The 25,549-nt window shown below is 68.3% G+C and carries 26 protein-coding genes; 12 read left to right on the top strand and 14 right to left on the bottom strand.

All coding sequences use genetic code 11. The annotated features are described in order from the left end of the window. Positions 1-71: 71 nt before the first annotated feature. Positions 72-707: a cation transporter gene (locus tag ACTJI2_RS16845; RefSeq protein ID WP_440842802.1), complete on the top strand. Its 636-nt coding sequence runs from the start codon at positions 72-74 to the stop codon at positions 705-707. 369 nt (positions 708-1,076) lie between these two features. Here ACTJI2_RS16845 and ACTJI2_RS16840 read toward each other — a convergent pair whose 3' ends face one another. From ACTJI2_RS16840 to ACTJI2_RS16810, 7 genes are all read right to left on the bottom strand, one after another. Beyond that, on the bottom strand, positions 1,077-1,532 hold the full coding sequence (locus tag ACTJI2_RS16840) for a nuclear transport factor 2 family protein (RefSeq protein WP_203322149.1): 456 nt from the start codon (positions 1,530-1,532) through the stop codon (positions 1,077-1,079). A gap of 43 nt (positions 1,533-1,575) precedes the next feature. Then, positions 1,576-2,550 (bottom strand): DMT family transporter, encoded by a 975-nt coding sequence (locus ACTJI2_RS16835; protein WP_183638490.1) that lies wholly within the window; start codon positions 2,548-2,550, stop codon positions 1,576-1,578. A gap of 76 nt (positions 2,551-2,626) precedes the next feature. Then, the gene (locus ACTJI2_RS16830; protein ID WP_203322148.1) at positions 2,627-3,454 is read right to left on the bottom strand and encodes an AraC family transcriptional regulator; all 828 of its coding nucleotides are present in this window, start codon (positions 3,452-3,454) and stop codon (positions 2,627-2,629) included. Positions 3,455-3,719: 265 nt separating this feature from the next. Then, positions 3,720-4,112 carry an STAS/SEC14 domain-containing protein gene (locus tag ACTJI2_RS16825; RefSeq protein WP_183638495.1) on the bottom strand — a complete coding sequence of 131 codons (393 nt, stop codon included), beginning with the start codon at positions 4,110-4,112 and terminating at the stop codon, positions 3,720-3,722. 76 nt (positions 4,113-4,188) lie between these two features. Continuing rightward, positions 4,189-4,701, bottom strand: coding sequence for a hypothetical protein (locus ACTJI2_RS16820; RefSeq protein ID WP_440842801.1), 513 nt, complete (start codon positions 4,699-4,701; stop codon positions 4,189-4,191). A gap of 98 nt (positions 4,702-4,799) precedes the next feature. After that, positions 4,800-5,420: a glutathione S-transferase family protein gene (locus tag ACTJI2_RS16815; protein WP_440842800.1), complete on the bottom strand. Its 621-nt coding sequence runs from the start codon at positions 5,418-5,420 to the stop codon at positions 4,800-4,802. Positions 5,421-5,506: 86 nt separating this feature from the next. Beyond that, a complete protein-coding gene (locus ACTJI2_RS16810) occupies positions 5,507-6,217 on the bottom strand; it encodes a GNAT family N-acetyltransferase (protein WP_235996629.1) in 711 nt (236 codons plus the stop codon). Positions 6,218-6,457: 240 nt separating this feature from the next. Between ACTJI2_RS16810 and ACTJI2_RS16805 the strand changes: the two genes are divergently transcribed. Continuing rightward, a complete protein-coding gene (locus tag ACTJI2_RS16805; protein WP_183641153.1) occupies positions 6,458-6,814 on the top strand; it encodes a DUF1428 domain-containing protein in 357 nt (118 codons plus the stop codon). Positions 6,815-6,921: 107 nt separating this feature from the next. On the opposite strand, the gene ACTJI2_RS16800 is transcribed toward ACTJI2_RS16805, so the two are convergent. Next, positions 6,922-9,108 (bottom strand): amylo-alpha-1,6-glucosidase, encoded by a 2,187-nt coding sequence (locus ACTJI2_RS16800; protein WP_440842799.1) that lies wholly within the window; start codon positions 9,106-9,108, stop codon positions 6,922-6,924. 142 nt (positions 9,109-9,250) lie between these two features. On the opposite strand from ACTJI2_RS16800, the gene ACTJI2_RS16795 reads away from it, so the two are divergent. Next, complete coding sequence (locus tag ACTJI2_RS16795; RefSeq protein WP_440842798.1) at positions 9,251-9,988, top strand: ThuA domain-containing protein; 738 nt, start codon at positions 9,251-9,253, stop codon at positions 9,986-9,988. Here ACTJI2_RS16795 and ACTJI2_RS16790 read toward each other — a convergent pair whose 3' ends face one another. Further along, positions 9,989-10,522, bottom strand: a complete 534-nt coding sequence (locus ACTJI2_RS16790; RefSeq protein ID WP_440842797.1) for a YybH family protein — start codon at positions 10,520-10,522, stop codon at positions 9,989-9,991. 56 nt (positions 10,523-10,578) lie between these two features. Between ACTJI2_RS16790 and ACTJI2_RS16785 the strand changes: the two genes are divergently transcribed. From ACTJI2_RS16785 to ACTJI2_RS16765, 5 genes are all read left to right on the top strand, one after another. After that, positions 10,579-11,862 carry an alkaline phosphatase family protein gene (locus tag ACTJI2_RS16785; protein WP_440842796.1) on the top strand — a complete coding sequence of 428 codons (1,284 nt, stop codon included), beginning with the start codon at positions 10,579-10,581 and terminating at the stop codon, positions 11,860-11,862. Between the two features lie 49 nt (positions 11,863-11,911). After that, complete coding sequence (locus ACTJI2_RS16780) at positions 11,912-13,435, top strand: DNA-3-methyladenine glycosylase 2 (RefSeq protein ID WP_192199274.1); 1,524 nt, start codon at positions 11,912-11,914, stop codon at positions 13,433-13,435. Next, complete coding sequence (locus ACTJI2_RS16775) at positions 13,432-13,938, top strand: methylated-DNA--[protein]-cysteine S-methyltransferase (protein WP_203322143.1); 507 nt, start codon at positions 13,432-13,434, stop codon at positions 13,936-13,938. Before ACTJI2_RS16780 ends, ACTJI2_RS16775 begins: the two co-directional genes overlap by 4 nt. A gap of 26 nt (positions 13,939-13,964) precedes the next feature. After that, complete coding sequence (hutI, locus tag ACTJI2_RS16770) at positions 13,965-15,197, top strand: imidazolonepropionase (protein WP_440842795.1); 1,233 nt, start codon at positions 13,965-13,967, stop codon at positions 15,195-15,197. A gap of 87 nt (positions 15,198-15,284) precedes the next feature. Then, complete coding sequence (locus ACTJI2_RS16765) at positions 15,285-15,917, top strand: LysE family translocator (protein ID WP_440842794.1); 633 nt, start codon at positions 15,285-15,287, stop codon at positions 15,915-15,917. Between the two features lie 111 nt (positions 15,918-16,028). Here the strand turns inward: ACTJI2_RS16765 and ACTJI2_RS16760 are convergent, their stop codons facing one another. Together ACTJI2_RS16760 and ACTJI2_RS16755 are read right to left on the bottom strand one after the other, a co-directional pair. Then, positions 16,029-16,205, bottom strand: coding sequence for a 30S ribosomal protein THX (locus ACTJI2_RS16760; RefSeq protein ID WP_183638518.1), 177 nt, complete (start codon positions 16,203-16,205; stop codon positions 16,029-16,031). A 113-nt stretch (positions 16,206-16,318) separates the two neighbouring features. Next, the gene (locus tag ACTJI2_RS16755) at positions 16,319-16,726 is read right to left on the bottom strand and encodes a MerC domain-containing protein (RefSeq protein WP_183638521.1); all 408 of its coding nucleotides are present in this window, start codon (positions 16,724-16,726) and stop codon (positions 16,319-16,321) included. A gap of 97 nt (positions 16,727-16,823) precedes the next feature. Between ACTJI2_RS16755 and ACTJI2_RS16750 the strand changes: the two genes are divergently transcribed. The 3 genes from ACTJI2_RS16750 (at position 16,824) to ACTJI2_RS16740 (ending at position 21,342) form a co-directional block, all read left to right on the top strand. Continuing rightward, positions 16,824-19,001, top strand: coding sequence for a TonB-dependent receptor (locus ACTJI2_RS16750; protein ID WP_318287588.1), 2,178 nt, complete (start codon positions 16,824-16,826; stop codon positions 18,999-19,001). A gap of 680 nt (positions 19,002-19,681) precedes the next feature. After that, positions 19,682-20,119: a MarR family winged helix-turn-helix transcriptional regulator gene (locus ACTJI2_RS16745; RefSeq protein WP_440842793.1), complete on the top strand. Its 438-nt coding sequence runs from the start codon at positions 19,682-19,684 to the stop codon at positions 20,117-20,119. Continuing rightward, positions 20,116-21,342: an MFS transporter gene (locus ACTJI2_RS16740; protein ID WP_192199270.1), complete on the top strand. Its 1,227-nt coding sequence runs from the start codon at positions 20,116-20,118 to the stop codon at positions 21,340-21,342. Before ACTJI2_RS16745 ends, ACTJI2_RS16740 begins: the two co-directional genes overlap by 4 nt. A gap of 145 nt (positions 21,343-21,487) precedes the next feature. Here the strand turns inward: ACTJI2_RS16740 and ACTJI2_RS16735 are convergent, their stop codons facing one another. Continuing rightward, entirely contained in the window at positions 21,488-21,988 is a 501-nt protein-coding gene (locus ACTJI2_RS16735; protein WP_440842792.1) for a transcriptional repressor, read from the bottom strand. Between the two features lie 13 nt (positions 21,989-22,001). Next, a complete protein-coding gene (gene gltX, locus ACTJI2_RS16730; protein ID WP_440842791.1) occupies positions 22,002-23,408 on the bottom strand; it encodes a glutamate--tRNA ligase in 1,407 nt (468 codons plus the stop codon). Positions 23,409-23,584: 176 nt separating this feature from the next. Between gltX and lpxH the strand changes: the two genes are divergently transcribed. Then, positions 23,585-24,334 carry a UDP-2,3-diacylglucosamine diphosphatase gene (gene lpxH, locus ACTJI2_RS16725; RefSeq protein ID WP_440842790.1) on the top strand — a complete coding sequence of 250 codons (750 nt, stop codon included), beginning with the start codon at positions 23,585-23,587 and terminating at the stop codon, positions 24,332-24,334. A 394-nt stretch (positions 24,335-24,728) separates the two neighbouring features. Here the strand turns inward: lpxH and ACTJI2_RS16720 are convergent, their stop codons facing one another. Continuing rightward, positions 24,729-25,547: a ferritin-like domain-containing protein gene (locus ACTJI2_RS16720; protein ID WP_440842789.1), complete on the bottom strand. Its 819-nt coding sequence runs from the start codon at positions 25,545-25,547 to the stop codon at positions 24,729-24,731. Positions 25,548-25,549 lie beyond the last annotated feature (2 nt).

The following is a 25,549-nucleotide window of genomic DNA, read 5'->3' as shown; positions in this document are numbered from 1 at the left end:
CATCGTTCCGGCTCCGGTGGCGCTAGAATCGGCGCGTCGCTCTTCACGCGTCTTTTCACGAGCTGTTCGACATGTCCGACTCCTGCTGTGGCTGCGGCAAGACCATCGACGTCGCCGCGCTGGAAGCGCGCCAGCGGCGGGTGCTGGCGATCGTGCTGGCGATCAACCTCGCCACCTTCCTGATGATGATCGCGGCGGCGCTGTACAGCCGCTCCACCTCGCTGCTGTCGGGCAGCCTGGACAACCTGGGCGACGCCGCCACCTACGCGTTGAGCCTGATGGTGGTGGGCGCCAGCGCGCGCGCCAAGGCGCAGGTCGCGCTGTTCAAGGGCCTGCTGATACTCGCCGCCGCGGTCGCGGTGGCCGCGCAGATCGGCTGGCGGCTGGCGCACCCGACGGTGCCGCTGTTCGAGACCATCGGCGTGATCGGCCTGCTCAACCAGGGCGCCAACCTGATCTGCCTGCGCCTGCTGACGCCCTACCGTTCCGGCGACGTCAACCTGGCCTCGGCCTGGGAATGCTCGCGCAACGATGTTTACGAAGGACTGGCGGTGCTGGTCGCCGCCGCGGGCGTGTGGCTGTTCGGCGCCGGCTGGCCGGATCTGCTGGTCGGCGCAGCCCTGTTGCTGCTGTTCCTGCGTTCGGCCTGGCGGGTGCTGTCCGGCGCCTGGGCGGCCTGGCGCGAGACCGCGCCCACGCATGCCTGAACCTGCCGGCTTCGGGCACGTCCCGCCGAGCAAGCTCGGCGCGACAGGCAACGTCCGGCCCTGAACCCACGCGTAGAGCGGAGCTTGCTCCGCTGCCCTGCATGGCCGGCGGCTTCGGACACGCCCCGCCGAGCAAGCTCGGCGCGACAGGCAACGTCCGCCCCTGAACCCACGCGTAGAGCGGAGCTTGCTCCGCTGCCCTGCATGGCCGGCGACTTCGGACAAGCCCCGCCGAGCAAGCTCGGCGCGACAGGCAACGTCCGCCCCTGAACCCACGCGTAGAGCGGAGCTTGCTCCGCTGCCCTGCATGGCCGGCGGCTTCGGACACGCCCCGCCGAGCAAGCTCGGCGCTACGGGAGGCAATCGCCGCTAAGGAGCCTCGGCCAACCGGCTGGCGTGACTGGCGGCAAGCTTCCAACCGTCGGGATACCGGATCCAGGTATCCGTGAAACGGAAATCGGCGGTGAACGCCTGCCCCTGCGAATCACCCTCGACGTGGGTCACTCCAGTGACGATAGCCGCATCGCCATGCAGGCGGATCCGCTGGTCCCGATTGCGGAACACCCGGTAGCGCGGTTCCCGGCTCGCCACTTCGGCGAGGTTGGCGGCCAGGCCGGTGACCACGCCGCGCGAATCGACCAGAGTGAAGCCCGGATCCAGATGGCGCTCCAGGGTTTTCGCGTCGCCGCCCTCGAATGCACGGCACAGGATCGTTTCCACCGCCAGGATGTCGCGCCGGTCCTCGGCTTCGCCGGCCTGCGCCCAGGAAGACGCCGCGAGCAGCGCCCACAGCACAGTCGCCCTTCCCCACATCGCCTTTCGCATCGCCCTGCCCCGCTCCGGGATTGCCGGCGATGGTAACGCGTCGCTACAGGCCGTGGCCGTCCTCGGCGCGCAGCACCGGTTCCGGTTTCACCCGCACGGCCCACAGCACGCCGCCGATCAGCAGACCGATGCCGATCAGGGTCAGCGGGCGTGGCATCTGCCCGCGCAGCATGAACGCATAGGCCAGCGCCGCCAGGGTCTCGAACACGATCAACTGCCCGACCAGCGCGGTTGGCAGGCGCTGGCTGGCCTGGTTCCAGCACAGCGTGCCCAGCCACGAGGCGAACAGGCCGATCGCCACCATCAGGGCGATGAAGAACTCCGGGCGTGGTCCCAGCGGCATCGGGAAGTCCGCGCCACGCAGCTTCATCACGCCCCACAGCAGCGCGTAACCCAGCAGCGCCAGCGGCAGAATCGCCACGCCCTGCGCGGTTGCCCACGCGCGCGGACTGCGATCCGGATGCGCGCGCAGCCAATCGGCGTTGCGTAGCGGATACCAGGTCCAGCAGGCCACCGCGATCAGCGCCAGCAGCGCGCCGCTGGCGTATCGCCATGGATCGGCCTGCGGGTCGTCGCGCAGTGCCTGCAGTTCCACCTGGTTGACGCAGGCGATGCCCAGCACGATCAGCACCAGCGAAGGCGCCAGCCGGCCCCAGGGCAGGCGTCCGTCACGGTGGCCGTTGCGCAGGTTGGCGCTGATCGCGATCACCACCGGCAGCGTGCCGATGATCATGGTCGGCACCGGCGCGCCGGCGCGCTGGATGGCGCTGGCCAGGCACAGGTAGTACAGCAGGTTGCCGATGGCCGCGAGTTTGAGCGCCTCGCGCCAATCGGCCGCGCGCAGCCGGCGCAGTTCGGCGCGATCGAAGGCGGCCAGCGGCAGCGCGATCAGGCCGAATGCCAGGTAGCGTCCCACCGATTGCAATGCGGCGGGATACTCCGGCAACAGCAGCGGCCCCACGAACACCAGGCCCCACATCAGCCCGGCCGCCAGCGCGTACAGCGTTCCCACCCACATCGTCGTGTTCGTCCGTCCGGAAAACACCGACTCTAGAAGGCGTTCCCGGTCCCGTCTTGCACCAGATTGCGCCGGCTCAGCCGCGCACCTGGCGCTGGTAGCGCGCCGGGGTGACGCCGTAGCGGCGCGCGAACGCCCGGGTCAGGTGGGCCTGATCGGCCATGCCGGTGGCCGCGGCCACGTCGGCCGGGGACTCGCCCGCGCCCAGGCGCCGCTTGGCGTCGTGCACGCGCAGGGCCATCAGCATCTGCTGCGGAGTGACGTGATACTGGTCGCGGAACCGGCGCAGGAAATGGAACGGGCTGAGCCCGGCAACGGCCGCGAGCGACTCCAGGCTGACCCGCTGGTCCAGGTGCGCGTGCAGGTAGTCGATGACGCCGCCGAAGCGCTGCGTGCGTTCCGCGCCCTCGGGCCGGCCGACATGGGCATGGTCCCGCAAGGTCTCCAGCAGTTGCAGCAGCAGGCCATCGAAGGCCAGTGGCTCGGCGCGCGCGTGCCACAGCGCATCGAGCAGCGCGGTGACCCGCGACGCGCGCGTGGGATCCGGGCGCACGGCATCGGCGAACCACCAGCCGGATTCGCCGGTGATCTCCTCCAGCGCCGCGCGATCCAGATAGATCATCCGGTAGCGCCAGCCATCCTCGGTTTCCGCGCGTCCGGTGTGCAACGCCTCGGGGTTCATCAGCACCAGCGAACCGGCCGATGCCAGGTGATCCGCGCCGGCATAGCGGAAGCGTTCCGCCCCGGATTCGATGGCGCCCAGTCCGAACGCCTCGTGGGTATGCGGATCGAAAGCGTGCCGGACGATATGCGCGCGGTACAGTTCCACGCCCGGCCGGTGCGGCGGGTGCAGGAACTGGGCCGCGTCACGGGGGGATTCGAATTGTTCCGGCACGCCTTGCATCGGCTCATCATGCCACCGGTCGGCCACCCTCGCCGCCTTTGGCCGCCGCCGCCCCCGTGCGGCGTTGATGCGCGTACAGGGGCCACGGAAAGGCCGCGACGGACCCCGGCAGGACCGGCGCAGGGAGATTCGATGAAAACCTTCTACATCCGCTCGCTGCATTGGCTCGCGATGCTGGGTTTCCTGCTGCTCGGCGCGGCGGTGAGCGCCAGCCTCGGCGCCCTGCTGGGTTGAGCGCCCGCGATATTCCGGAGCGCCCCCGGGGTCAGGGCGGATCGTTGCCCTCGGGCGTGACCTCGGCGGCCCACGCCAGCGCCTGCTCCGCTTCGGCGGGCTCGAACGCGCGCACTTCCGTCGCCGGCAGCAGGTGCCCGGCGAACTCGGAAATCCGGCCCAGCCATTGCTTGTCGGTCACCACCGCCGCGCGCGCGAAGCGCGAATACTCGCCCAACTTCTGCACCGCGTAGCGCAGATCCTTGGCCATCGCCTCGGCGCTCAGGCCGGTCATGCCGGCGAGATCGGTGAAGATGCCGATGCGGCGGTACTCGTGCAGGCGCGCCTCGATCTCGGCGATGCACCGGTCGTAGTCCTCGCCGGTGAGCTGGCCGCTGAAGCGGAAGGCCGCCACGTGCGGCGGGGCGGGAATGCCTTCGATCATGCGCGGACTCCTGCGATGGGTTTCATCGCATGCTCACCGCGGGCGCGTCGCGAAAACGTCAACGCCGGCAAGGGCCTCAATCGATCCGGTAGACTCGTGCCTTGGGCGTGTCTTCCTCGACCTGCAGGAACCAGCGTCCGGCCACGCCGGGCACCACCACGATCTCGGGCGATTCCAGCGGGCGCGACAGCTTCATCTTGCCTTTCAGGACCTTCCACTGCTGGCCGTTGTCCAGTTCGAACACGGTCCCCGGCTCCCAACCGGCCACGGTGCCCTTGAGGCGCGCGTGGATGGGCTCGTCGTTGAGGCCAATCAGCGAACTTTCATCGCGTGGGCGGCGCTCCGGCGCCTGCGTGCGGGCGATGACCTCTGCGCGCTCCTGCGCGTGCGCCTCGACCTGTTCGCCGAGCAGGCGGTTGAGCAGTTCCAGTTGCGCCGGGGTGAGCTGGTCCAGGCCGGTGGCGCGCATCTGCTCGGCGGTGAGCCGCTGTTCGATGTTGACGTGCGGGGCCTTTGGCTCCTGTTGCGCGAACGCCGCCGGCATCCACGCCATCGCCAATCCCGCCAGCAGCCAAGCCTTGATCTTCATGTGTCCGCCCTTGCCCGGCGCGTCCGGCATGGGCGCGCTTTACGGTTTCGTGAAGATCCTGCTGCGATGAAATGACAGGAACATGACAGCAACCCGGCTCAGGCGTCGTGGGTGTCGCCGGATAGCGGCGTGGCCCGCATCGACGGACGCTGCGCGAAGGCGTCGAACCAGGCCGCCAGACGCGGCCGTGCCGGCCGGAACGGCGGCAGTTCGCGGAACGCCAGCCAGTCCAGGGCGGTGGCGACCGCGATGTGTCCCACATGCGGCGGCGCATGGACGTCCAGTTCCTGTTCCAGCCAGTCGTAGCTGGCCAGCAGCTTGTCGATGTAGCCGTCGCGCAGCGGCGGGTAGCGCAGCGGTTCGGGACGGCGCACGGTCTCCCAGCGCACCGCGATGCCGGCCTCGCACAATCCCTGCGCCACCGCCTGCACCCGCAGCGCATGCCAGCGCGCTTCGCCGTCGGCGGGAATCAACCGCGCGCCGGTATGCAGGGTGTCGAGATAGGCGCAGATCACGTCCGAATCGAAGATCGCCGGCTGTCCTGGGCGCAGCAGTACCGGCACCTTGCCCAACGGGTTCTGCCGGAACACCGCCTCGTTGCGCAGCACCGGGCTGGTCTCGTGGTGGATCACCTCCAGCCGATCGGCCAGGCCGGCCTCGTGGGCGAACACCAGCGCCTTGCGCGCATAGGGCGAATGGGTCTGGTAGAGCAGTTGCATGGATACCCCGCGTGCCGGAGAAAGGTGAATCCTCCGGATTGGGACGACGGAAGAACCTTTCAACCGTGGCGTTTCGATCGCCGCGTTCAGGCCCGCCGCAGCGACCAGAATCCGATGTCGCGCCGATGCCGGAAACCCAGCCGCTCATACAACTGCAGCGCGCGCGGGTTCTCGTGGCTCACGTGCAGGAACGGCAACGCGCCACGGGCAAGCGTGTCGTTGACGAGCATGGCGGTCAGCCGGCCGGCGTAGCCGCGGCCGTTGAAATCCGGGTGGGTGCAGATCGCGCTCATCTCGCGGCACTCTCCCGTTCCCAGGCGCTCGCCGATCATCGCGGCCAGGCGTCCGTCCTGGTAGATGCCGAAGTAGCGGCCCATGTCCATGGTGCGTTCACGGAAGTAGTGCGGATAGACCAGCGCGGTCAGTGCCAGCACGTCGGCGCGATGCGATTCGCCCAGCGACAGGATCTCCGGCCCCTCGGCCACCGGCAGCGGCGTCGTGCGGATCATCTGCGCCAGCGGCCGGAACGTCTCCAGCCGCCAGCCCGGCGGTGCTTCCGGTACCACCCCGATCAGGTAGACGGATTCGCCGGGCGCGACCAGCACCTCCAGCTCCGCGCCAATGTCCCCGTCGGCGGCGCTCGCCACGCCCAGGAACGGCGCATATTCGGCGGGGTAGCGCGCCACCGCGCCCGCACGCAGCGCGATGCCGCTGTGCAGGCTTTGCAGCGCGGACCAGAACGGATTGTCGAGTGCGGCGTGGACGCGAGGTTCGAGGACTTCGGTATTCATCGTCATGCGGTGCATTCGCGGCGATGCAGCAGACGCATCCCGGCGTTCGCCCATGTTAACCGTGCCGTCACGCCAACACCCGGGTCCCTCCGGCATATCTGATGGCGCCGCATGGGCCGCTGTCCTCGCGGCCCCTGCCTGAACAGGGCCCCCGGCCATTGTCGATTTCCGCCTTGCCCGTTCGTCGACACCGGGAAGGCCCGTATCCCGGACCTTTCATTCCTCTCAAAGCACAGGAGCTCCACCATGTCGTACATCGACGGTTTCCTCATCGCCGTGCCAAACGCCAACAAGGAGAAGTTCATCGCCCACGCCGGCGAATTCGATCCGATTTTCATGGAGCTCGGCGCCATCCGCGTCATCGAATGCTGGGGCGACGACGTCCCGGACGGGCAAGTCACCGATTTCCGCCGCGCGGTGAAGGCCACCGACGAGGAGACCGTGGTGTTCTCCTGGATCGAATGGCCGGACAAGGCGACCCGCGACGTCGGCATGAAAAAGATGATGGAGGATCCGCGCATGGATGCCGCCAATCCCATGCCCTTCGACGGCAAGCGGATGATCTTTGGTGGCTTCGCGCCCGTGGTGGATCTGAAAAAGTAATCCCCCGGGGAGCCGTGGAGCGGAGCTCGCTCCGCTGCTCCTGCGCGCGGTTTCGTCCGTGGCTGTGCAAACCCGTCACCCGTCGATGCCTCGACCCATGCGCCCGCTCAGGGCACACCCAGCCGGGTGTGCCCGGTGGCGATGCGCCGCTCGATCACGACAGGCCTGGCGCCTTCGCCCTGCCCTTGTTCCCAGAGCAGCAGAAACGGCGCCCCGCGGTTTTCAATTTCCAGTTCGGCGCCATTGGCGATGCTGCGCCAACGCAGATCGACACGGCCGTCGCCGATGCGGACATTTTCGACGGCCAGGCGATCCCAGCCGGCCGGCGGCCGCGGTGCGAACCGCAGCCGCTTCGCCAGCGCATCCACGTCCAGTCCGAGCATGCCGTGGACAGCCGCGGACAGGAACGCCGCCGAGGACCAGGTCTGTTCCGGCACCGATTCGCGCTGCGGCTCCGGACGATCGCCGCGCATGACCTCGTGCATGTGCCCCGGCGAATCCGCGCCCGCCCAGGACACCAGGCTGCGCCATAGCGTCGCCGCCTGCTCCGGCCTGCCCGCGCGCCACAGGGTCTCGGCCGCCATCGCGGTGCCTAGCCCCCACACGCTGCCGCGCGAATAGGCTTCCGGGTCGTAGTCGGCGGCTGTGTCCGGCCGGCTGCGCAGTCCCCACGCGGCAAGGTAGGCCGGCCGTGAGAGCTGGCCCAGCGTGGCGTCCACTTCCGCATCCGTGGCCGCCCCGGAACGGATGGCCGCCAGATCTGCCGGCGAGGTGCTTTCCCCGGCTTTGCCGGCGTGACTGAAGCCGCTGATCCAGCGCCGGCCGGCCTCGTCGCGATAACGCTTGCGCAACTGGATGCGCGCCTGCCCGGCGGCACTGGCGGCTTCGCGACCCAGTACTTCGTCACCCTGCACCTGCGCCAACGCCGACATGGCCTGCGCGGTCTCGACCCAGGCCGCCGACAGGGTCAACTCGTCGGTCAGGCGATCCTGCTCGTTCGCGCTCATCTTGTCGGCCGGCACGCGCGGCAGGCCGTCATCGGGATCGCGCGTGGACAGGCAATAGCGGTAGGCCCTGAGGACGGCGGGCCAGTGCCGACGCAGGAATCCGGTGTCGCCGCTGGCGCGGACGTATTCGGCCAGCACACCGATGAAATCGAACGCGATGTCGACATGCACGTACATGTACGGATAGTCGCCGGCCCAGTCCAGGAAGCCCGCGCTCTGCGACATCTCGTGCCAGATCATGCCGTTGTCCGGATGCTGGTAGCGCAGGATGAACGCCAGCTCCTCCGCCGCGCGCTCGAAGCGTCCTTCGTGGATCAACGCACGCGTGCCGACCAGTCCGTCACCGGCGAAATACCACGCGTACTGCGGACGCCGCGCGCCGTGCGATGGCCCGTAACCGGCGACCAGGCCGCAGCCCAGCCGGGCGTTGCAGGTCCACGCCTGCTCCAGCGCGATCTGGGCCCAGCCCAGTGCCCGATTGGCATCGGCATCGGGCGTGGTGATGCGCAGCCGTTCGGAGGAGACGAAACGCGCCGCGCCTTCCGCCGACGCGGGCTGTTGCAATGCCGCGGTGGTGGCATGCACGTCCTCGTCCGCCTCGCTCTGGCCGGTGAACAGCAGTTCCGCGCAGCGTTTCGTGCCGCAGGCTTGCGGCTGCAGGCGCAGGAACAATGGCAGGCCGAACTCGCTGCCACGCCGATCGTTGTTCGGCTCGCTGTGCTCCGTCGCCTGCGGCGAGGACACCAGCGCACGGAACTGCCTGCGTGGTTCGCTGATCAGGAATCCTTTCGCCCGCGCGTCCCAGGCCAATTCCTGCCCGCCCACCGCCGCCGGCCACATCAGGTTGAGCGACGGCCGGAAACGGATTTCCAGTCCGATGTCTTCGCCTTCCATTTCGTAACGCACGATGACACCGGGCAAACGGCCACGCGCCTCCACGCGCTCGCGCAGCGAAAAACCCGGCCCCGCGTAGTGCCGGGTCATCCCCAGCGGATCCACTTCCGCCGAAACCAGATAGGCCAGCCCGTCGCGCATCTTTCCGTCGATCACGAATCCAGGCCGATAGCCTGCCGCGATCTGCAACGGAAACGTCCACAGTTCCAGCCCGTCCTCGGAATACCCCCCGGCGAAGGCTCGCAGGCCGTGCGCCGAGAGGTAGCGGTTCTCGCGCGGCTGTTCAATCGACCAGCGCGGAAGTTCGTACGACGTCGACGCCGGTTCCGCCGCGGAAACCGGCACCGACACGAATGACAGCAACAGGCAGAGCAGACCCGGCCAATGGCGCATGGAGAACCTCGTGGGGAGGGGCGCGTCCTGCGGCGGATGTTCCTGGTTCGCACCCTAAGCCATCGGCCCGCATGACCGCCAATTGCAGCGCAGCATGGTGTCCACTGAAACCATCCGGCCGCTGTGGCAGACTCGTCGCATGATGCCGCGAATCCTTCTCCGCGCCCTGGTGTTGGCGGTGTGCTGCGTGGTTTCCGCGGCGGCCATCGCGGCTGCCCCGCCCTCGCGCGTGCTGATCTTCAGCAAGACCGCCGGTTTCCGCCACGATTCCATTCCCGTGGCGGTGACCGCGCTGCGCGAGATCGCCCGCCGGCAGTCACTCGATGCGGATACCAGCGAGGATGCCTCGGTGTTCGCACCGGTTCGATTGCAGCGCTACCGCGCGGTAATCTTCGTCAACACCACCGGCGACATCCTGGATCCGGAACAGCAACGGGCGCTGGAAGGCTTCATCCGCGCAGGCGGCGGTTTCATGGGCGTGCACGCGGCGGCGGATACCGAGTACGACTGGCCGTGGTACGGCGAACTGGTCGGTGCGTGGTTCCTCGGCCATCCACCCGGGCTGCAGACCACCCGCGTGCGTTTCGGCCACGATGGCATCGCTGTGCATGGACGCGAATGGCGGGTCACCGACGAAATCTACAACTACCGGCGCAACCCGCGCGGTTCGGCCGAAGTGATCGCGACAGTGGACGAGCACGACTACACCGGCGGCACCATGGGCGATGATCATCCGATCGCCTGGTGCCACGGTTTCGAAGGCGGCCGCGCCTGGTACACGGGGCTGGGCCATGACATGGCGATGTATTCGGACGCGACCTTCCTGCGTCATCTCCGGCGCGGCCTGCGCTACGTGACCGGACGCGCGGACGCGTGCTGATCAGGCGGCCGGGCAGGCATCGCGGCGTCCCGCCTCGAACGCCTTGACCCCCGCTTCGTCGACCGGTAGCGGACGCACGCCGTCGTCGAAAATCACCCGCCACTGACCGTCGCGATCCTGCTGCCACACCGATCCGAAGCGTCCCAGCCGATGGCTGCCGTCCTTCGGATTGCGGTACAGCGCCGGACCGCTGGAGTAGGCCGTGCGGCCGTCGCCGCCGACCGAGACCCGCTCCGGATACCAGCGCAGTTCCAGCGCCTTGCCTTCGATCAGCGGCATCCAGTCGGCCACGATGGCGTCACGACCGCGGGTGGGCTGATGACCCACGCCGAACACCGCGTCGGCGTGGAGGAAGCCGGCGAAGGCGGTGGTGTCGTGCCGTGCGAGGGCGGCGGCGAAGCCGAGTTCCCGCGTCCAAACCGCGCATCGCGCGTCGCTTGCCATCCCCGGGTGCGGCGGCGGCTCAACGGCCGCGACGCCCGTCGCCAGGCCCGCCAGCCCCAGCAGGGCCGAAAGTCGTAGACCGTCTGTCATGCGAAGTTCTCCGAAACCTGCCAAGCTTTGCGCATTCCATTCCCATCCGTCCTTCCATGCGCCTGCCATTCGTCAGGGCCGCGTGGCTGGCCGCCGCATTGCTGCTGTCGGCCGGCTGCGCGACCCGCGCTCCGCACTCCGCCTCCATTCCCCCCCGGGAACCCGCCACCCTCCTGCTGATCTCGCTCGACGGCGTTCGCGCCGAATACCTCCAGCGCGGCATCACGCCCCATCTGACCCGGCTGGCCGAGGACGGCGTGCGCGCCGAGTGGATGAATCCCTCCTACCCCTCGCTGACCTTCCCCAACCATTACACCCTGGTCACCGGCCTGCGCCCGGATCATCACGGCATCATCAGCAACACGATGTTCGACGAGCACCTGGGCAACTTTTCGCTGAGCGACCGCGAAGCGGTGGGCGACTCTCGCTGGTGGAGCGGTGAACCGATCTGGGTTGGCGCGGAGAAGGCCGGGCTGCGTACGGCGACCATGTTCTGGCCGGGTTCCGAAGCCGCCGTGCAGGGCGTCCGCCCCACCCAGTGGTTCCCGTTCGACAAGGCCTTCGCCATCGATGATCGCGTGCGCCAGGTGCAGGCCTGGCTGGATCTGCCGGCGACCGAGCGGCCGCGCCTGATCACGCTGTATTTCGAGCACGTGGACACCGCCGGCCATGACAACGGCCCGGCTTCGCGCAATGTCGAGGACACCCTGAAGGCGATCGATGCCGCCATCGGCCAGCTCGTTGACGGCATCGACGCCCGCGGCGAACGCAGTCGCGTGAACCTCATCGTGGTCTCCGATCACGGCATGACCGCGACGTCGCCCGAGCGCGTGATGATCATCGAGGATCGGGTGTCCCCGGATGACGCGGATGCCATCACCGTCGGCCAGGTGGTCGGTTTCAACCCCCGCCCCGGCCGTGAGGCCGCCGTCGAGCGGCAGTTGCTCGGCCGACGCGATCACGCCGAATGCTGGCGCAAGCAGGACATGCCCGCGCGCTGGCATTACGGCACCCATCCGCGCGTGCCCGCGATCGTCTGCCAGGCCGACGAAGGCTGGCTGCTGGTGAAACGCGAGGCGGTCGAACGGTGGCGCCGCAACGGCTGGAAGGGCGGCGGCTCGCATGGCTACGACCCGGCGCTGCCCTCGATGCGCGCGATCTTCCTGGCGCGCGGTCCGGCGTTCCGGCACGGCCTTGTCGTGCCCGGCTTCGACAATGTCGACGTCTATCCGCTGCTGGCCCGCCTGCTGGGCGTCACGCCCGCGCCCAACGATGGCGATCCGCGGACCCTGCTGCCGATCCTGAGCGACGCCGAGGCTGCTTCAGCGTCCCGGCATTGATGTCCGAAAACGGTGAGTCGGGGGCCATGGGCGGTGCTAGCCTGCACGCATGTCCTCCGCCCCCCTCCCCGCCGGCCTGCCCGATCACCGCGTCTGCGAACAGGCGCGGCTGAGCCGTGACCCACGCTTCGACGGCCTGTTCTTCACCGCCGTCACCAGCACCCGCATCTACTGCCGGCCGGTCTGTCCCGCGCCGGCGCCGAAGCCGGCCAACGTCACCTACTATCCGAACGCCGCCGCGGCGGAGGCCGACGGCTTCCGCCCCTGCCTGCGCTGCCGGCCGGAACTGTCGCCCAGCGACGGCGCCTGGCGGCGGGGCGATGAAACCGTCGCACGGGCACTGAAACTGATCGACCAGGGCGCGCTGGCCGATCGCCCGCTGGCGGATCTGGCCGGTTCGCTGGGACTGGGCGAACGCCAGTTGCGGCGCCTGTTCAACGATCGGCTGGGTGCCAGCCCGGTCGGCGTGCACGGTACCCGTCGGTTGCTGTTCGCCAAGCAACTGCTCACCGAGACGCGCCTGCCAATCACCCAGGTCGCGCTGGCAGCGGGATTCGGCAGCCTGACCCGTTTCAACACCACCTTCCGCGAGGCCTACCGGATGGCGCCTCGCGATCTGCGCAAGCGCGAATCGACGGTGGAAGACGAAGGCGTCGCCCTGCGGCTTGGTTACCGGCCACCGTATGACTTCGAGGCCATGCTGGACTTCCTGCGCGGCCGCGCCCTGCCCGGCGTCGAGTACGTGGACGCGGACAGCTACGCGCGCGTCATCGGCGGCGCCGACGCGCCGGGCTGGCTGCGGGTCAGCCGCTGGAGCGCGAAGCCCGACGATCACGCGCTGCGGCTGGAACTGCATGGCGCCGCGCCGGCGCAGTTGCTCGCCATCGTCAACCGGATCCGCCGCATGTTCGACCTGGATGCGGATCCGCAGGCGATCGCGCGGGCGCTGGGCGCCGATTCGCGCCTGCGCCCGCTGCTGCGCAAGCGCCCCGGCCTGCGCCTGCCCAGCGGCTGGGACGGCTTCGAGATCGCGGTGCGCGCGATCATCGGCCAGCAGGTCAGCGTGGCCGCCGCGCGCACGCTCACGGCGCGCCTGGCCCAGCGGCATGGCACCCCGTTGCCGGTCCCGTTCGGCACCGGACTCGCGCACCTGTTCCCCTCCGCCGAGGCATTGGTCGATGTCGATCTCACCGCGATCGGCCTGACCCGTGCCCGCGCCGCCACCATCAACACGATGGCGCGCGCACTGCTGGAAGACCGCGTGGATTTTCGCGGCGAACGCACGCTGGACGATTTCACCGCGCGCTGGGTCGCCCTGCCGGGCATCGGTCCGTGGACGGCCAACTACATGGCCATGCGCGCGCTCGGCCATCCCGACGCATTTCCCGCCGACGATCTGGTATTGCAGAAAGCCGTGCCCACCGACGGCAGCCGGATGACCGCGAAAGCCCTCACCGCCCGCGCCGAGGCGTGGCGCCCCTGGCGCGCGTACGCGGTGATCCAACTGTGGCGCGACAGCATGCCCGCTCCCAAACCCTTGCCCGCTTCACCATTGCCCGTGTCCACGCCATGAACACTCCCTTGCACTACCGCCACATCGACAGCCCGGTCGGCCCGCTGCTGCTGGTGGCCGACGATGCCGCGCTGCGCGTGATCGAATTCGACAATCCGCGCCATCCGTACAAGCGTTCACCGGACTGGCAACCGGGCGACAACGCGGTGATGCGCGAAACCGCGCGCCAGCTGGGCGAGTACTTCCGCGGCGAGCGCCAGCAGTTCGATTTGCCGCTCGCGCCGCAGGGAACCGACTTCCAGCGCATCGTCTGGCACACGCTCGCCGACATTCCCTACGGACAGACCATCAGCTACGCGGAACTGGCGCGGCGCGTGGACAAGCCGACCGCCACCCGCGCGGTCGGCGCGGCGAACGGGCGCAATCCGCTGCCCATCGTGCTGCCCTGCCATCGCGTGATTGGCGCGGACGGCAGTCTGACCGGATTCGGCGGCGGCCTGCCGACCAAGCAGTACCTGCTGACCCTGGAGGGCGCGCTGCCGGCGGGCGATCTGTTCGGTTGAATACCGCGGCGTTCTAGAATGGCCGCATGAGCGCTTCCTCCACGCATCCCTCCGACGGCGTCCTGCTGGACGCAAACCTGATCACATTGACTGGCGATGCCGGCTACGGCGTCATCGAGCAGGGCGTGCTGGCCTGGCGCGACGGCCTGCTCGATTTCGTCGGTTCCCGCGCGGATTGGGAGCGTCTCGGCGACGATGGCGATCGCCCGGCGCTGCATGCCGAAGGCCAATGGGTGAGCCCGGGCCTGGTCGACTGCCATACCCACACCGTTTTCGCCGGGGATCGCGCCGGCGAGTTCGAACAGCGCCTGCAAGGCGTCAGTTACGAAGAAATTGCTCGCGCCGGCGGCGGCATCGTGTCCACCGTGCGCGCCACCCGCGCCGCCAGCGAGGACGAACTGCTGGCGCAGTCGCTGCCGCGCGCGCGCGCGCTGCTCGCCGATGGCGTGACCACCCTGGAAATCAAGTCCGGCTACGGCCTGGATCTGGCCAACGAGCGCAAGATGCTGCGGGTCGCGCGCCGGATCGGCGAGCAGCTCGGCATCACCGTGCGCACCACCTTCCTTGGCGCGCACGCGTTGCCGCCGGAATACAGCGGACGCGCCGACGCGTACATCGACGCGGTATGCGAATGGCTGCCGCAGCTGCATGCCGAAGGGCTGGTCGATGCGGTGGACGCCTTCTGCGAGCGCATCGCCTTCGATGCCGCGCAGACCCGCCGGGTGTTCGAGGCCGCGCGCGCACTCGGCCTGCCGGTCAAGCTGCATGCGGATCAGTTGAGCGACGGTCATGGCGCCGCGCTGGTCGCCGAGTTCGACGGCCTGTCGGCGGACCACGTCGAGTACACCTCCGAGGACAGCGTGCGCGCGATGGCGGGGCACGGCACGGTCGCGGTGCTGCTGCCGGGTGCCTTCCACGTGCTGCGCGAAACCAGGCTGCCGCCGCTGGAGGCGTTCCGCGCCCACGGCGTGCCGATGGCGGTGGCGACCGACTGCAATCCCGGCACCGCGCCCCTGCAGTCGCTGCGACTGGCGATGTCGCTGGCCTGCACGCACTTCCGGCTGACTCCGGAAGAAGCGCTGCGCGGCGCCACCACCCAAGGCGCGCGCGCGCTTGGCCTGGCGGATCGCGGTGCGCTCGCGGTCGGACGGCGCGCGGATTTCGTGCTCTGGAACATCGCCCAGCCCGCGCAGTTGAGCTACTGGCTGGGCGGCGAGCTGGTGGCGGGCGTGTATGCAGGTGGCCGGCGGGTGCGCTGACGATTCGCCGCCCCCTTCGCTCCCGCTGGCGACGAACCTTCGCCAGTGGCGCGGCCCCCACACTTTCCTCCCCCCGAGAACACCCACATGCCGCAGTCGTCCACCCTGGTTGCCTTCGCCCTCATCTGCCTGGGCATGGTGCTGACACCGGGTCCGAACATGATCTACCTGGTGTCCCGGTCGATTTCCCAGGGACGCATGGCCGGCCTGGTTTCGCTGGGCGGCGTCGCCTTGGGTTTCGTGTTCTATGTGCTTTGCGCGGCCTTTGGCATCACCGCGTTGATGATGGCGGTTCCCTACGCCTACGACGCATTGCGGCTCGCCGGCGCGCTGTACCTGCTCTACCTCGCCTGGCAGGCCATCCGACCCGGCGGGCGCTCACCGTTCCAGGTACGCGACCTGCCCCAGGATGGCCCCCGCAAGCTGTTCGCGATGGGTTTCGCCACCACGCTACTCAATCCGAAAGTCGCGGTGATGTACCTGTCGCTGCTGCCGCAGTTCATCGACCCCGCGCACGGCAGCGTGCTGTCCCAGTCGCTGCTGCTCGGGTTCACCCAGATCTCGGTGAGCGTCAGCGTCAATGCGTTGATTGTCGCCATGGCCGGTTCGATCGCCCTGTTCATCGGGCAACGCCCACTGTGGCAGGTCGCGCAACGCTGGCTGATGGGCACGGTGCTGGCCGGCCTGGCGACGCGCATGCTGATCGAGGGCCGGCGCTAAAAACGGGGCGGGAGCACGCAGGCCACGCGGTATCGGCGCAAAGAAAAACCCCGGCGCGAGCCGGGGTTTTCTTTTTCCCGTCGCCGGATCCGCGGATCCGGTACGAAAGGCTCAGGCCTTGGCGACGGCCTTCTTGGCCACGGCCTTCTTGGCCGGCGCCTTCACCACGGTCTTCTTGGTGGTCGCCGTCGCGGCGACACCGGCCTTGGCCACGGTGCTCTTGCGCGCGTTGCCGTAGCTGGACACGTAGCGCTTGCCCTTGGCGGTTTTGCGGTCACCCTTGCCCATCGTTGTTCTCCTGATTCATTGAATTGCCGCGCTGGCGAAACGACCCGGGCGGGGTCGTGCGCGAGGCCGCAAAGCCTATCACAGCGGGGCCTGAAAGCCTTGACCCGCGTGTCTCAGTGCGCGCAGCTGGCGTCGTGGATGTGCCAGTGGTTCAGGCGCAGGTTGACCACGTGGGCCAGCCCGACCAGGGTGCCGCCCAGGGTCATGACGACGGCGTGGACGATTGCCGATTCGTGCAGCGGTGGGTAGAGCACCCCCGCCCAGAGGGTGACAAGGCCCACGATCAGGAGCCCGAGCGCCCGGAATGCGCGATGGCGACGATAGCCCCAGAGCAGGCTGAACAGGCCGAGCACGGTCACGAACACCACGAATGCACGTTCGAAACCGTCGCCCAGCCAGGCGGACAGGCCCAGCGACGGAATCGCCGCGAGCAGGAACGGGGTCAGCGCGCAGTGGACGGCGCAAATCAGGGAACCGGTGGCACCAAAGCGATCCAGCAGGCGGCGGAAACGTTCGTTCATGGCGGCAAGTATGACTTCCGGGAGGGGTACCTTTTCGGTATTGGTATATTATAACATTCGTCAAGTCCCCCTCCATTCATTCGGACCGCCTCCCCACATGAAGCCATTCCGCTCCCTCCCCCGCCGCCATCTGCTCACCCGTGCCCTGGCCGTCGCCGTCCTCGTTCCGGCCGGCGCCACGGCGATCGCCGCCGACGCCGACACGACCCGCACTCCCCGGGACCTGGACGCCGTGGTGGTGACCGCCTCGCCGCTGAAGGGCAGCGCGGAATCGCTGGCCAAGCCGGTGGAAGTGCTGGTCGGCGAGGAACTGGACCGCAGCAAGGCCGCCACCCTGGGCGACACCGTCTCCAAGCTGCCCGGCGTGCAGACCACCTTCTTCGGCACCGGCGTCGGCCGCCCGATCATCCGCGGCCAGGAAGGCCCGCGCGTGCAGGTGCTGTCAGGCGGCATCGGCTCGATGGATGCTTCCACCGTCAGCGCCGACCACGCAGTCAGCATCGAGCCGTTCCTGGCCGATCAGATCGAAGTGCTGAAAGGCCCCGCTACCCTGCTGTTCGGCAGCGGCGCGATCGGCGGCGCGGTCAACGTGGTCGACGGCCGCCTGCCCGACACCCTTCCGGAAGATCCTTTCAGCGGCCGGGTGGAAGTACGCGGCAACACCGTCAACGACGAGCGCAGCGGCATGTTCCGGCTCGACGGGGTCAACGGCAACTGGGTCCTGCATGTGGACGGCCTGGTACGCAACACCGACGACTACGACATTCCCGGCTACGCGGTGCTCGAACACCATGACGAAGGCGAAGAGGATCACGCGCACGAGGAAGAGCAGCCCAAGGGCACGCTGCCGAACAGTTCGGTGCGCACCCGCGCCGGCGCGGTCGGCGCGACCTGGCTGGGCGAAAAGGCGTACTTCGGCCTGGCCGCCAGCACCTACCGCAACAACTACGGCATTCCCGCCGGCGCGCACGTGCATGACGACGGCCACGGCCACGAGCACGAAGGCGAGGAAGAGGAAGCGCACGAGGAAGAAGGTCCGGTCCGCATCGACATGGTGCAGAACCGCATCGACGTGAAGGCCGGCGTCTACGATCCGTTCTCGTTCCTGCAGGCGATCAACCTGCGCGGCGCCTACAACGATTACGAGCACGTCGAACTGGAAGGGGGCATGCCGGCCACCCGTTTCACCAACCGCGGCCGCGAATTGCGCCTGGAAGCGGTGCAGAAGGAGTTCCACGGCTGGCGTGGCGCGTTCGGCCTGCAGTATGGCCGCAGCGATTTCGGCGCGATCGGCGAGGAAGCCTTCGTCCCGGATACCCTCACCGATACCCTCGGCGTGTTCGTGGTGCAGGAAAAGGACTTCGGCCCCTGGAAACTCGAACTCGGTGGCCGCCATGAGCAGGTCAAGCTGGATCCGCAAGGCCATGCGAACCGCGATTTCGACGTGACCAGCCTGTCGGGTGCGGCGATCTGGCGCATCAATCCGGTCTTCGATCTGCGCTTCGGCCTGGACAGCTCCGAGCGCGCACCCACCAACGAGGAACTGTTCGCCGGCGGCACGCACGTCGCCACGCAGTCGATCGAGGTCGGCGACGCCAACCTGGACAAGGAGCGTGGCCGCCGCGCGGAAATCGGCCTGCACGCGCATACCGATCGCGTTGACTTCAAGCTGGCGGTCTACCAGACCAACTTCAAGGACTTCATCTACCTGGCCGACACCGGTGTCGAGGAAGGGCTGCCGGTGCGGCTGTGGACGCAGCAGGATGCGAAGTTCAAGGGCGTGGAAGCCGAAGCACGGATCAAGCTGGTTGATTCCGAGCAGGCCGGTGCCTGGGATCTGCGCCTGTTCGGCGACCGCGTGCGTGCCGAGCTGGACGGCACGGGCACGCGTCGCGTGCAGCTCGCCGTGCCGCACGACGACCACTTCCATCGCTACACGATCGACCTCGCCCAGGGCGGCAATCTTCCGCGCATCGCCCCGGCCCGCCTCGGTGCCGACCTGAACTGGTCGCTGGGCGGCTGGCGCGCATCGGTGGGGGCGGTTCGCTACGCCAAGCAGGACGACGTCGCGCAGAACGAGGAGCCCAGCCCCGGCTACACCCTGGTCGATGCGCACCTGGCGTATCGCTGGGATCGGCCGGAAACCAGCTGGGAACTGTTCCTGGACGGCAGCAACCTGACCGACAAGGAAGCCCGCCCGCATACCTCGCTGCTGCGTGATTTCTCGCCGCTGCCGGGCCGCGGCGTGGCGTTCGGCATCCGCGCCTACTTCTGACGGGCCTCTCTCCGCCTGTGCGAAGCACGGCCACCCGCAAGGGTGGCCGTTTTGCTTAGGGGAGCCACAGAACGGGCCCTCCTGTAGCGCCGGGCTTGCCCGGCGGCTTCAACGTTCCCACGAGCGGATCGGTTCCAGCGGAGCAAGCTCCGCTCTACGACGGTGGATTCCTCCTGTAGCGCCGAGCTTGCCCGGCGGCTTCAACTCTCCCGCGAACGGATCGTTCCAGCGGAGCAAGCTCCGCTCTACGGCGGTGGGTTCCTCCTGTAGCGCCGGGCTTGCCCGGCGGCGTCAACTCTCCCGCGAACGGATCGTTCCAGCGGAGCAAGCTCCGCTCTACGACGGTGGATTCCTCCTGTAGCGCCGGGCTTGCTCGGCGGCGTCAACCTTCCTAGCGAGCGGATCGTTCCAGCGGAGCAAGCTCCGCTCTACGACGGTGGATTCCTCCTGTAGCGCCGAGCTTGCTCGGCGGCGTCAACTCTCCCGCGAACGGATCGTTCCAGCGGAGCAAGCTCCGCTCTACGGCGATGGGTTCCTCCTGTAGCGCCGGGCTTGCCCGGCGGCGTCAACTTTCCCGCGAGCGGGTCGTTCCAGCGGAGCAAGCTCCGCTCCACGGCTAGGAGTTGTTGATTTATGTGCATATGCACATATAATCCAGCTTCCGCCCCGGGTCCGCGTCCATGTCCTCCTTCCGCAGCCCCTGCACCTGCTTCCATCTGCGCCGGGCGACCCGTCGGGTCACCCAGATCTACGACCGCGAACTGGCGGCGGTGGATCTGAGCCTCAATCAGTACAGCATCCTGCGCCGCGCCGGCGAATCGCCGCGCACGCTCGGCAGCCTGGCCGACGAACTCGGCATGGATCGCACCACCCTCACCCGCAACCTCAAACCGCTGCTGGCCGTCGGCCTGCTGGCCGAGACGCGCGGCGAGGATGCGCGCCAACGCCTGCTGCAACTGAGCGATGCCGGCCGCCAGCGGCTGGGGGCGGCACGCCCACACTGGCAGCGCGCACAAGGGATCATCGACGAGGCGTTCGGTGCCGACGCGGTCGCCCGCCTGCATGCCGATCTCGACACATTGACCGAACGCCTGCATGACCAGGAGGCCGCAGAATGACCGCCAGCTCCCGCATGCCCTGGGCGTTGCTGCTCGCCGCCGCCGCCACGCTCATGATCACGATGGGCGCGCGCCAGACCACCGGCCTGTTCGTCGCGCCGATCCACGAGAGCACCGGTGTCGGCATCGCCGCGATCAGCTTCGCGATGGCGATCGGCCAGTTCACCTGGGGCGCGGTGCAGCCGGTGTTCGGCGCGTTCGCCGACAAGCGCGGCTCGACCGGTGTGCTCGTGCTGGGCGCGGTGCTGCTGGCGATCGGCCTGGCGATGACGCCGTGGATGAAGTCGCAATGGGGCCTGATGTTCACCCTTGGCCTGCTCACCGCCGCTGGCGCGGGCGCGGGCAGTTTCTCCATCCTGATCGGCGCCACCGCGCAGCAGATGGCGCCGGAACAGCGTTCCTTCGCCGCCGGTTTCATCAACGCCGGCGGTTCGATGGGCCAGTTCGTGTTCGCGCCGCTGGTGCAGATGATGATCAGCGTCGCCGGCTGGGCCACCGCGATGTACGGCCTGGCGTTGGCCTCCCTGGCGGCGATTCCGCTGGCCTGGCCGCTGCGTCGGCGAGCGGTGCCGGCGCCTGCCGCGGGTTCCGACGGTGCGCCGCCCACCGTGGAAATCACCCTGCGCGAACAGTTGCGTATCGCCCTGCGTGATCGCAGTTACTGGATGCTGCATCTGGGCTTCTTCACCTGCGGCGTGCATATCGCCTTCCTGGTCACCCATCTGCCCGGCGAGATCGCCCTGTGCGGTCTGCCGGCCAGTGTGTCCGCCGCGTCCATCGCGTTGATCGGCCTGTTCAATGTCGCCGGCAGCCTCGCGGCGGGTGCGCTGGGCCAGCGCTTCCGGATGAAGTGGATCCTGGCGGTGATGTACGCCAGCCGCGCGGTGATGATCGCGATCTACCTGCTGTCGCCGCCGACGCCGCTCACCTTCTACGTGTTCGCCGCGGCGCTGGGTTTCACCTGGCTGGCGACCGTGCCGCCGACCGCCGGCCTGGTCGGCAAGCTGTTCGGTCCGCGCTATCTGGGCACGCTGTTCGGCCTGACCCTGCTGTCGCATCAACTGGGCGGTTTCTTCGGCGCCTGGCTCGGCGGCGTGGTGATGGAGCGCTTCGGCAACTATTCGCTGATGTGGTACGCCGACATGGCGCTGGCGCTGCTGGCCGCCGCGGCCAACCTGCCGATCCGCGAGAACGCACCGAGGCTCAAGCTGGCGACGGCCTGATCATGTTCAACGCTCCTGTAGGAGCGGCGTAAGCCGCGACCGCCATGGCCAAAGATCGCGTTGATTCGGCATCGCGACCATCAAGGTTCCCGGTCGCCGCAATTTTCGGTCGCGACTTACGTCGCTCCTACAAGAGTATCCGGCATCAATCCACGCTGGCGGCTTCGGCGCAGCGGGCGCACAGGCCGTGCACTTCCAGGGTCTGCGCCTGTGGCTGGAAGCCCAGCGCCTTGGCGCGCCGCTCCAGTTGATCGACCACTTCGCGATCCTCCAGCTCCACCGCGCTATGGCAGCGATCACAGATCAGGAACGGCACCGAATGCTGGGCGCTGTTGGGATGATGGCAGGCGACGAAGGCGTTGACCGATTCCAGCTTGTGCACGAAACCGTTCGCCATCAGGAAGTCCAGCGCGCGGTATACCGTCGGCGGCGCGTCCGCGCCCACGCCCTTGGTGGCGCGCACCCAGTCCAGCAGTTCGTAGGCCTTCACCGGCTTGCCGGCGTCGGCGATCAGTTCCAGCACGCGGGCACGGATCGGGGTCAGCCGCAGGCCGCGCTCCTGGCACGCGTGTTCGACGGCGCGCACGAAACCGCGCGCGTCGCTGACATGGTGCTTCGGATCCGTACAACTATGCGTCTTGGGCATGGGGTCCCTCGTTTCAGGCAGCTCCGCCTGTCTTGATAAGCGCTGCATCGATGCGTTTCAAGGCCTGCTCGCGACCCGCCAGGTAGACGGTCTGGGAAATGTCCGGGCTGACCTGGGTACCGGTGATCGCCACCCGCATCGGCTGGGCAACCTTGCCCATGCCGGTTTCCAGCGCGGCGGCGGTGTCGTGCAGGGCGGCGGACACCGCCTCGACGGTCCATTCCGTAGCCTGCGCCAGCAGCTCCCGCGCCTTGGCCAGCGGCGCGTGCGCGGCGGCGGTGAGGTGCTTGGCGACCGCGGCCTCGTCGTAGCTCTCCAGCGGCAGGTACCAGACGGCGGCGCGCTCGGCCATTTCCTTCAGCGTCTGCACGCGATCGCGCATCGCCACCACCACTTCGGCTGGACGCGGACCCTGCCCGACATCCAGGCCCAGCTTGCGCAGCTGGTATTCCAGGTGCGGTGCGATGGCATCCGGCTCGTCCGACTTCAGGTAGTGCTGGTTGACCCAGCCCAGCTTGGCCATGTCCAGGCGCGCGGCCTTGGAATTGACGTCCTCCACCGAGAACAGGTCGATCAGCTCCTGGCGGCTGAATATTTCCTGGTCGCCGTGCGACCAGCCCAGCCGCGCCAGGTAGTTGATCAGCGCGTGCGGCAGGTAGCCGGCGTCCTTGTATTGCATCACGTCGGCCGCGCCGGTGCGCTTGGACAGCTTGGCGCCCTGTTCGTCCAGGATCATCGGCATGTGCGCGAACTTCGGCACCGGCACGCCCAGCGCCTCGTAGATGTTGATCTGGCGCGGGGTGTTGTTGATGTGGTCGTCGCCACGGATCACGTCGGTGATGCGCATGTCCCAGTCATCGACGACCACCGCGAAGTTGTAGGTGGGAAAGCCGTCCGGACGGAAGATCACCATGTCGTCGAGTTCGCTGTTGCTGATCTCGATGCGGCCCTTGATGCGATCGTCGAACACCACGCTGCCTTCGGTGGGATTCTTGAACCGGATCACCCGGTTGGGATCCTCGCGGCAAGGCAGGTTCAGGTCGCGGGCGCGGCCGTCATAGCGCGGCTTCTGCTGGGCGGCCATCGCCGCCTCGCGCATGGCGTCGAGTTCCTCCTTGCTCTCGTAGGCGTAGTACGCCTTGCCGTCGGCGACAAGCTGCTCGGCGACCTGGCGGTACCGATCGACGCGCTGGGTCTGGTAGATCGGGCCTTCGTCGTAGTCCAGCCCCAGCCAGTCCATCGCTTCCAGGATCGCATCGATGGCGGCCTGGGTGCTGCGCTCGCGATCGGTGTCCTCGATGCGCAGGATGAAATCGCCGCCGCGATGCCGCGCCTCCAGCCAGCAGTACAGCGCGGTGCGGGCACCGCCGATATGCAGGTAGCCGGTGGGGCTGGGGGCGAAACGGGTACGGCAGGTCATGGACGGACTCGGCAAACTGAATGGGGCGATTTTACCTTGAAGGCGGGGATTGGGGATTCGGGATTGGGGATTCGGAAAAGCTCGACCGCATGAAAACTTCGGTTTCCCTCCGCGAATGGCTATCCCTCCAATCCCCAATCCCGAATCCCCAATCCCGGCTGCCTTATCATCCCCTCATGACCACGCTCTTCATCTCCGATCTGCACCTGGATGCCGAACGCCCGGCCATCACCGAACTGTTCGGTGCCTTCATGCATCGCGAAGGGCGCCAGGCCGAGGCGGTGTACATCCTGGGCGACCTGTTCGAAGCCTGGGTCGGCGACGACGACCCGTCCGAAACCGGCGCCTACGTGGCCGACCGCATCCGCGAAGTGGTCGATCTCGGCGTGCCGGTGTATTTCATCCGCGGCAACCGCGATTTCCTGGTCGGGGACGCTTTCGCCCGGCGCGCCGGCATGCGCATCCTGCCGGATCCGGCGGTGGTGGCCCTGTACGGCCGCCCGACCCTGTTGATGCACGGCGACCTGCTGTGCACCGACGACGTCCCCTACCAGCGGTTCCGCGCGCAGACCCGCGATCCGGCCTGGCAACGACAGTTCCTCGGCCAACCGCTGGCCGCGCGCTTGGCGTTCGCCGCGCAGGCGCGCGCCGCCAGCCAGGCACGCCAGCAGGGCATGATCCAGGACGACCGTGCGCAGTTCGAAACCGTCACCGACGTGACCCCGGCCACCGTGGAAGCCACCCTGCGCCGGTTTGGCGTGGATACGTTGATCCACGGTCATACCCACCGTCCCGCCATCCATGACCTCGGCATCGATGGCCGCGCCTGCCGGCGCATCGTGCTGGGCGACTGGTACGAACAGGGCTCGGTGCTGCGGGTGGACGCGAACGATTGGATCCTCGAATCCCTGCCCTTCACCCCGTAGAGCGGAGCTTGCTCCGCTGACGCCATCCGCGCACCGAAACGCCCCGCCGCCGAGCAAGCTCGGCGCTACATGTAGAGCGGAGCTTGCTCCGCTGATGCCATCCGCGTACCGAAACACCCCACCGCCGAGCAAGCTCGGCGCTACATGTAGAGCGGAGCTTGCTCCGCTGGCACCGTCCGCGCACCGCAACGCCCCCGCCGCCGAGCAAGCTCGGCGCTACACGTAGAGCGGAGCTTGCTCCGCTGGCACCGTCCACACACCGCAACGCCCCCGCCGCCGAGCAAGCTCGGCGCTACACGTAGAGCGGAGCTTGCTCCGCTGGCGCCTTCCAAACACCGCAACGCCCCCGCCGCCGAGCAAGCTCGGCGCTACACGTAGAGCGGAGCTTGCTCCGCTAACGCTGCGCTTCCGCCTGCAGGGCGAGCAGTTCGTCCTCGTCGAAGCCTGCCATCAACCGCGCCTGCAGGTTGAACGGACCATGCAGGTAGCCGCCCGCGTACTCCTTCAACAATTCGCGGAATCGCTCGCGCGGCTCGATGCCGGCGTGTTCGCAGTACCAGCGGTACCAACGCGACCCGGCGGCGACGTGCGCGACTTCCTCGCGCAGGATGATTTCCAGGATGTCGGCGGTGGCATCGTCGCCCAGTTCACGCAGCTTGACGATCATTCCCGGCGTGACATCGAGCCCGCGCGCCTCCAGCACGCGCGGCACCAGCGCCATCCGCGCCAGGCCGTCATGCGCGGTCTTCTCGGTCATTTCCCACAAGCCGTTGTGGGCGTCGAAGTCGCCGTAGTCATGGCCGTACCCGCGCAGGCGATCCCGCAGCAGCATGAAATGACGTGATTCGTCGCAGGCCACGCCCACCCAGTCGGCATAGAAATCCGCCGGCAGGCCACGGAACCGGTACACCGCATCCCATGCCAGATCGATGGCGTTGAGTTCGATGTGCGCGATGGCATGGATGAAGGCCGCCCTGCCCTGCGGATTGCCCAGGCCGCGGCGCGGCAGATCGCGCGGATGCACCAGCGTCGGTCGCGGCGGTCGCCCCGGCATGCGGATCGGTTCGGGTGCCGGTGCTTCCGTCGGAACCGCCAGTTCGCCGCGCTGGAAGGCGTCGGCGAACCGCTGGGTCAACGCCACTTTGTCATCGACGATCGCCACATCCAGGCAGATGCGCGCTGCGTCGAACAGATTGCCCGGCAAAGCACTCATGA

The sequence above is a fragment of the Pseudoxanthomonas sp. 22568 genome, from assembly GCF_052044485.1.
GTDB classification, from domain to species: domain Bacteria; phylum Pseudomonadota; class Gammaproteobacteria; order Xanthomonadales; family Xanthomonadaceae; genus Pseudoxanthomonas_A; species Pseudoxanthomonas_A beigongshangi.
Note: the sequence above shows the minus strand (reverse complement) of the source record. Positions and strands in the feature narration are given on the sequence as shown.

What these genes read in the sequence shown, in the direction of transcription:
- ACTJI2_RS16775 (WP_203322143.1), top strand. Translation starts at nt 13,432, where the DNA reads ATGAACACTCCCTTGCACTACCGCCACATCGACAGCCCGGTCGGCCCG.
- ACTJI2_RS16830 (WP_203322148.1), bottom strand. Translation starts at nt 3,454, where the DNA reads ATGCAAGGCGTGCCGGAACAATTCGAATCCCCCCGTGACGCGGCCCAG.
- ACTJI2_RS16805 (WP_183641153.1), top strand. Translation starts at nt 6,458, where the DNA reads ATGTCGTACATCGACGGTTTCCTCATCGCCGTGCCAAACGCCAACAAG.
- ACTJI2_RS16755 (WP_183638521.1), bottom strand. Translation starts at nt 16,726, where the DNA reads ATGAACGAACGTTTCCGCCGCCTGCTGGATCGCTTTGGTGCCACCGGT.
- gltX (WP_440842791.1), bottom strand. Translation starts at nt 23,408, where the DNA reads ATGACCTGCCGTACCCGTTTCGCCCCCAGCCCCACCGGCTACCTGCAT.
- ACTJI2_RS16820 (WP_440842801.1), bottom strand. Translation starts at nt 4,701, where the DNA reads ATGAAGATCAAGGCTTGGCTGCTGGCGGGATTGGCGATGGCGTGGATG.
- ACTJI2_RS16760 (WP_183638518.1), bottom strand. Translation starts at nt 16,205, where the DNA reads ATGGGCAAGGGTGACCGCAAAACCGCCAAGGGCAAGCGCTACGTGTCC.
- ACTJI2_RS16735 (WP_440842792.1), bottom strand. Translation starts at nt 21,988, where the DNA reads ATGCCCAAGACGCATAGTTGTACGGATCCGAAGCACCATGTCAGCGAC.
- lpxH (WP_440842790.1), top strand. Translation starts at nt 23,585, where the DNA reads ATGACCACGCTCTTCATCTCCGATCTGCACCTGGATGCCGAACGCCCG.
- ACTJI2_RS16845 (WP_440842802.1), top strand. Translation starts at nt 72, where the DNA reads ATGTCCGACTCCTGCTGTGGCTGCGGCAAGACCATCGACGTCGCCGCG.
- ACTJI2_RS16840 (WP_203322149.1), bottom strand. Translation starts at nt 1,532, where the DNA reads ATGCGAAAGGCGATGTGGGGAAGGGCGACTGTGCTGTGGGCGCTGCTC.
- ACTJI2_RS16815 (WP_440842800.1), bottom strand. Translation starts at nt 5,420, where the DNA reads ATGCAACTGCTCTACCAGACCCATTCGCCCTATGCGCGCAAGGCGCTG.
- ACTJI2_RS16745 (WP_440842793.1), top strand. Translation starts at nt 19,682, where the DNA reads ATGTCCTCCTTCCGCAGCCCCTGCACCTGCTTCCATCTGCGCCGGGCG.
- ACTJI2_RS16785 (WP_440842796.1), top strand. Translation starts at nt 10,579, where the DNA reads ATGCGCCTGCCATTCGTCAGGGCCGCGTGGCTGGCCGCCGCATTGCTG.
- ACTJI2_RS16790 (WP_440842797.1), bottom strand. Translation starts at nt 10,522, where the DNA reads ATGACAGACGGTCTACGACTTTCGGCCCTGCTGGGGCTGGCGGGCCTG.
- ACTJI2_RS16795 (WP_440842798.1), top strand. Translation starts at nt 9,251, where the DNA reads ATGCCGCGAATCCTTCTCCGCGCCCTGGTGTTGGCGGTGTGCTGCGTG.
- hutI (WP_440842795.1), top strand. Translation starts at nt 13,965, where the DNA reads ATGAGCGCTTCCTCCACGCATCCCTCCGACGGCGTCCTGCTGGACGCA.
- ACTJI2_RS16720 (WP_440842789.1), bottom strand. Translation starts at nt 25,547, where the DNA reads ATGAGTGCTTTGCCGGGCAATCTGTTCGACGCAGCGCGCATCTGCCTG.
- ACTJI2_RS16800 (WP_440842799.1), bottom strand. Translation starts at nt 9,108, where the DNA reads ATGCGCCATTGGCCGGGTCTGCTCTGCCTGTTGCTGTCATTCGTGTCG.
- ACTJI2_RS16740 (WP_192199270.1), top strand. Translation starts at nt 20,116, where the DNA reads ATGACCGCCAGCTCCCGCATGCCCTGGGCGTTGCTGCTCGCCGCCGCC.
- ACTJI2_RS16825 (WP_183638495.1), bottom strand. Translation starts at nt 4,112, where the DNA reads ATGATCGAAGGCATTCCCGCCCCGCCGCACGTGGCGGCCTTCCGCTTC.
- ACTJI2_RS16780 (WP_192199274.1), top strand. Translation starts at nt 11,912, where the DNA reads ATGTCCTCCGCCCCCCTCCCCGCCGGCCTGCCCGATCACCGCGTCTGC.
- ACTJI2_RS16750 (WP_318287588.1), top strand. Translation starts at nt 16,824, where the DNA reads ATGAAGCCATTCCGCTCCCTCCCCCGCCGCCATCTGCTCACCCGTGCC.
- ACTJI2_RS16835 (WP_183638490.1), bottom strand. Translation starts at nt 2,550, where the DNA reads ATGTGGGTGGGAACGCTGTACGCGCTGGCGGCCGGGCTGATGTGGGGC.
- ACTJI2_RS16765 (WP_440842794.1), top strand. Translation starts at nt 15,285, where the DNA reads ATGCCGCAGTCGTCCACCCTGGTTGCCTTCGCCCTCATCTGCCTGGGC.
- ACTJI2_RS16810 (WP_235996629.1), bottom strand. Translation starts at nt 6,217, where the DNA reads ATGACGATGAATACCGAAGTCCTCGAACCTCGCGTCCACGCCGCACTC.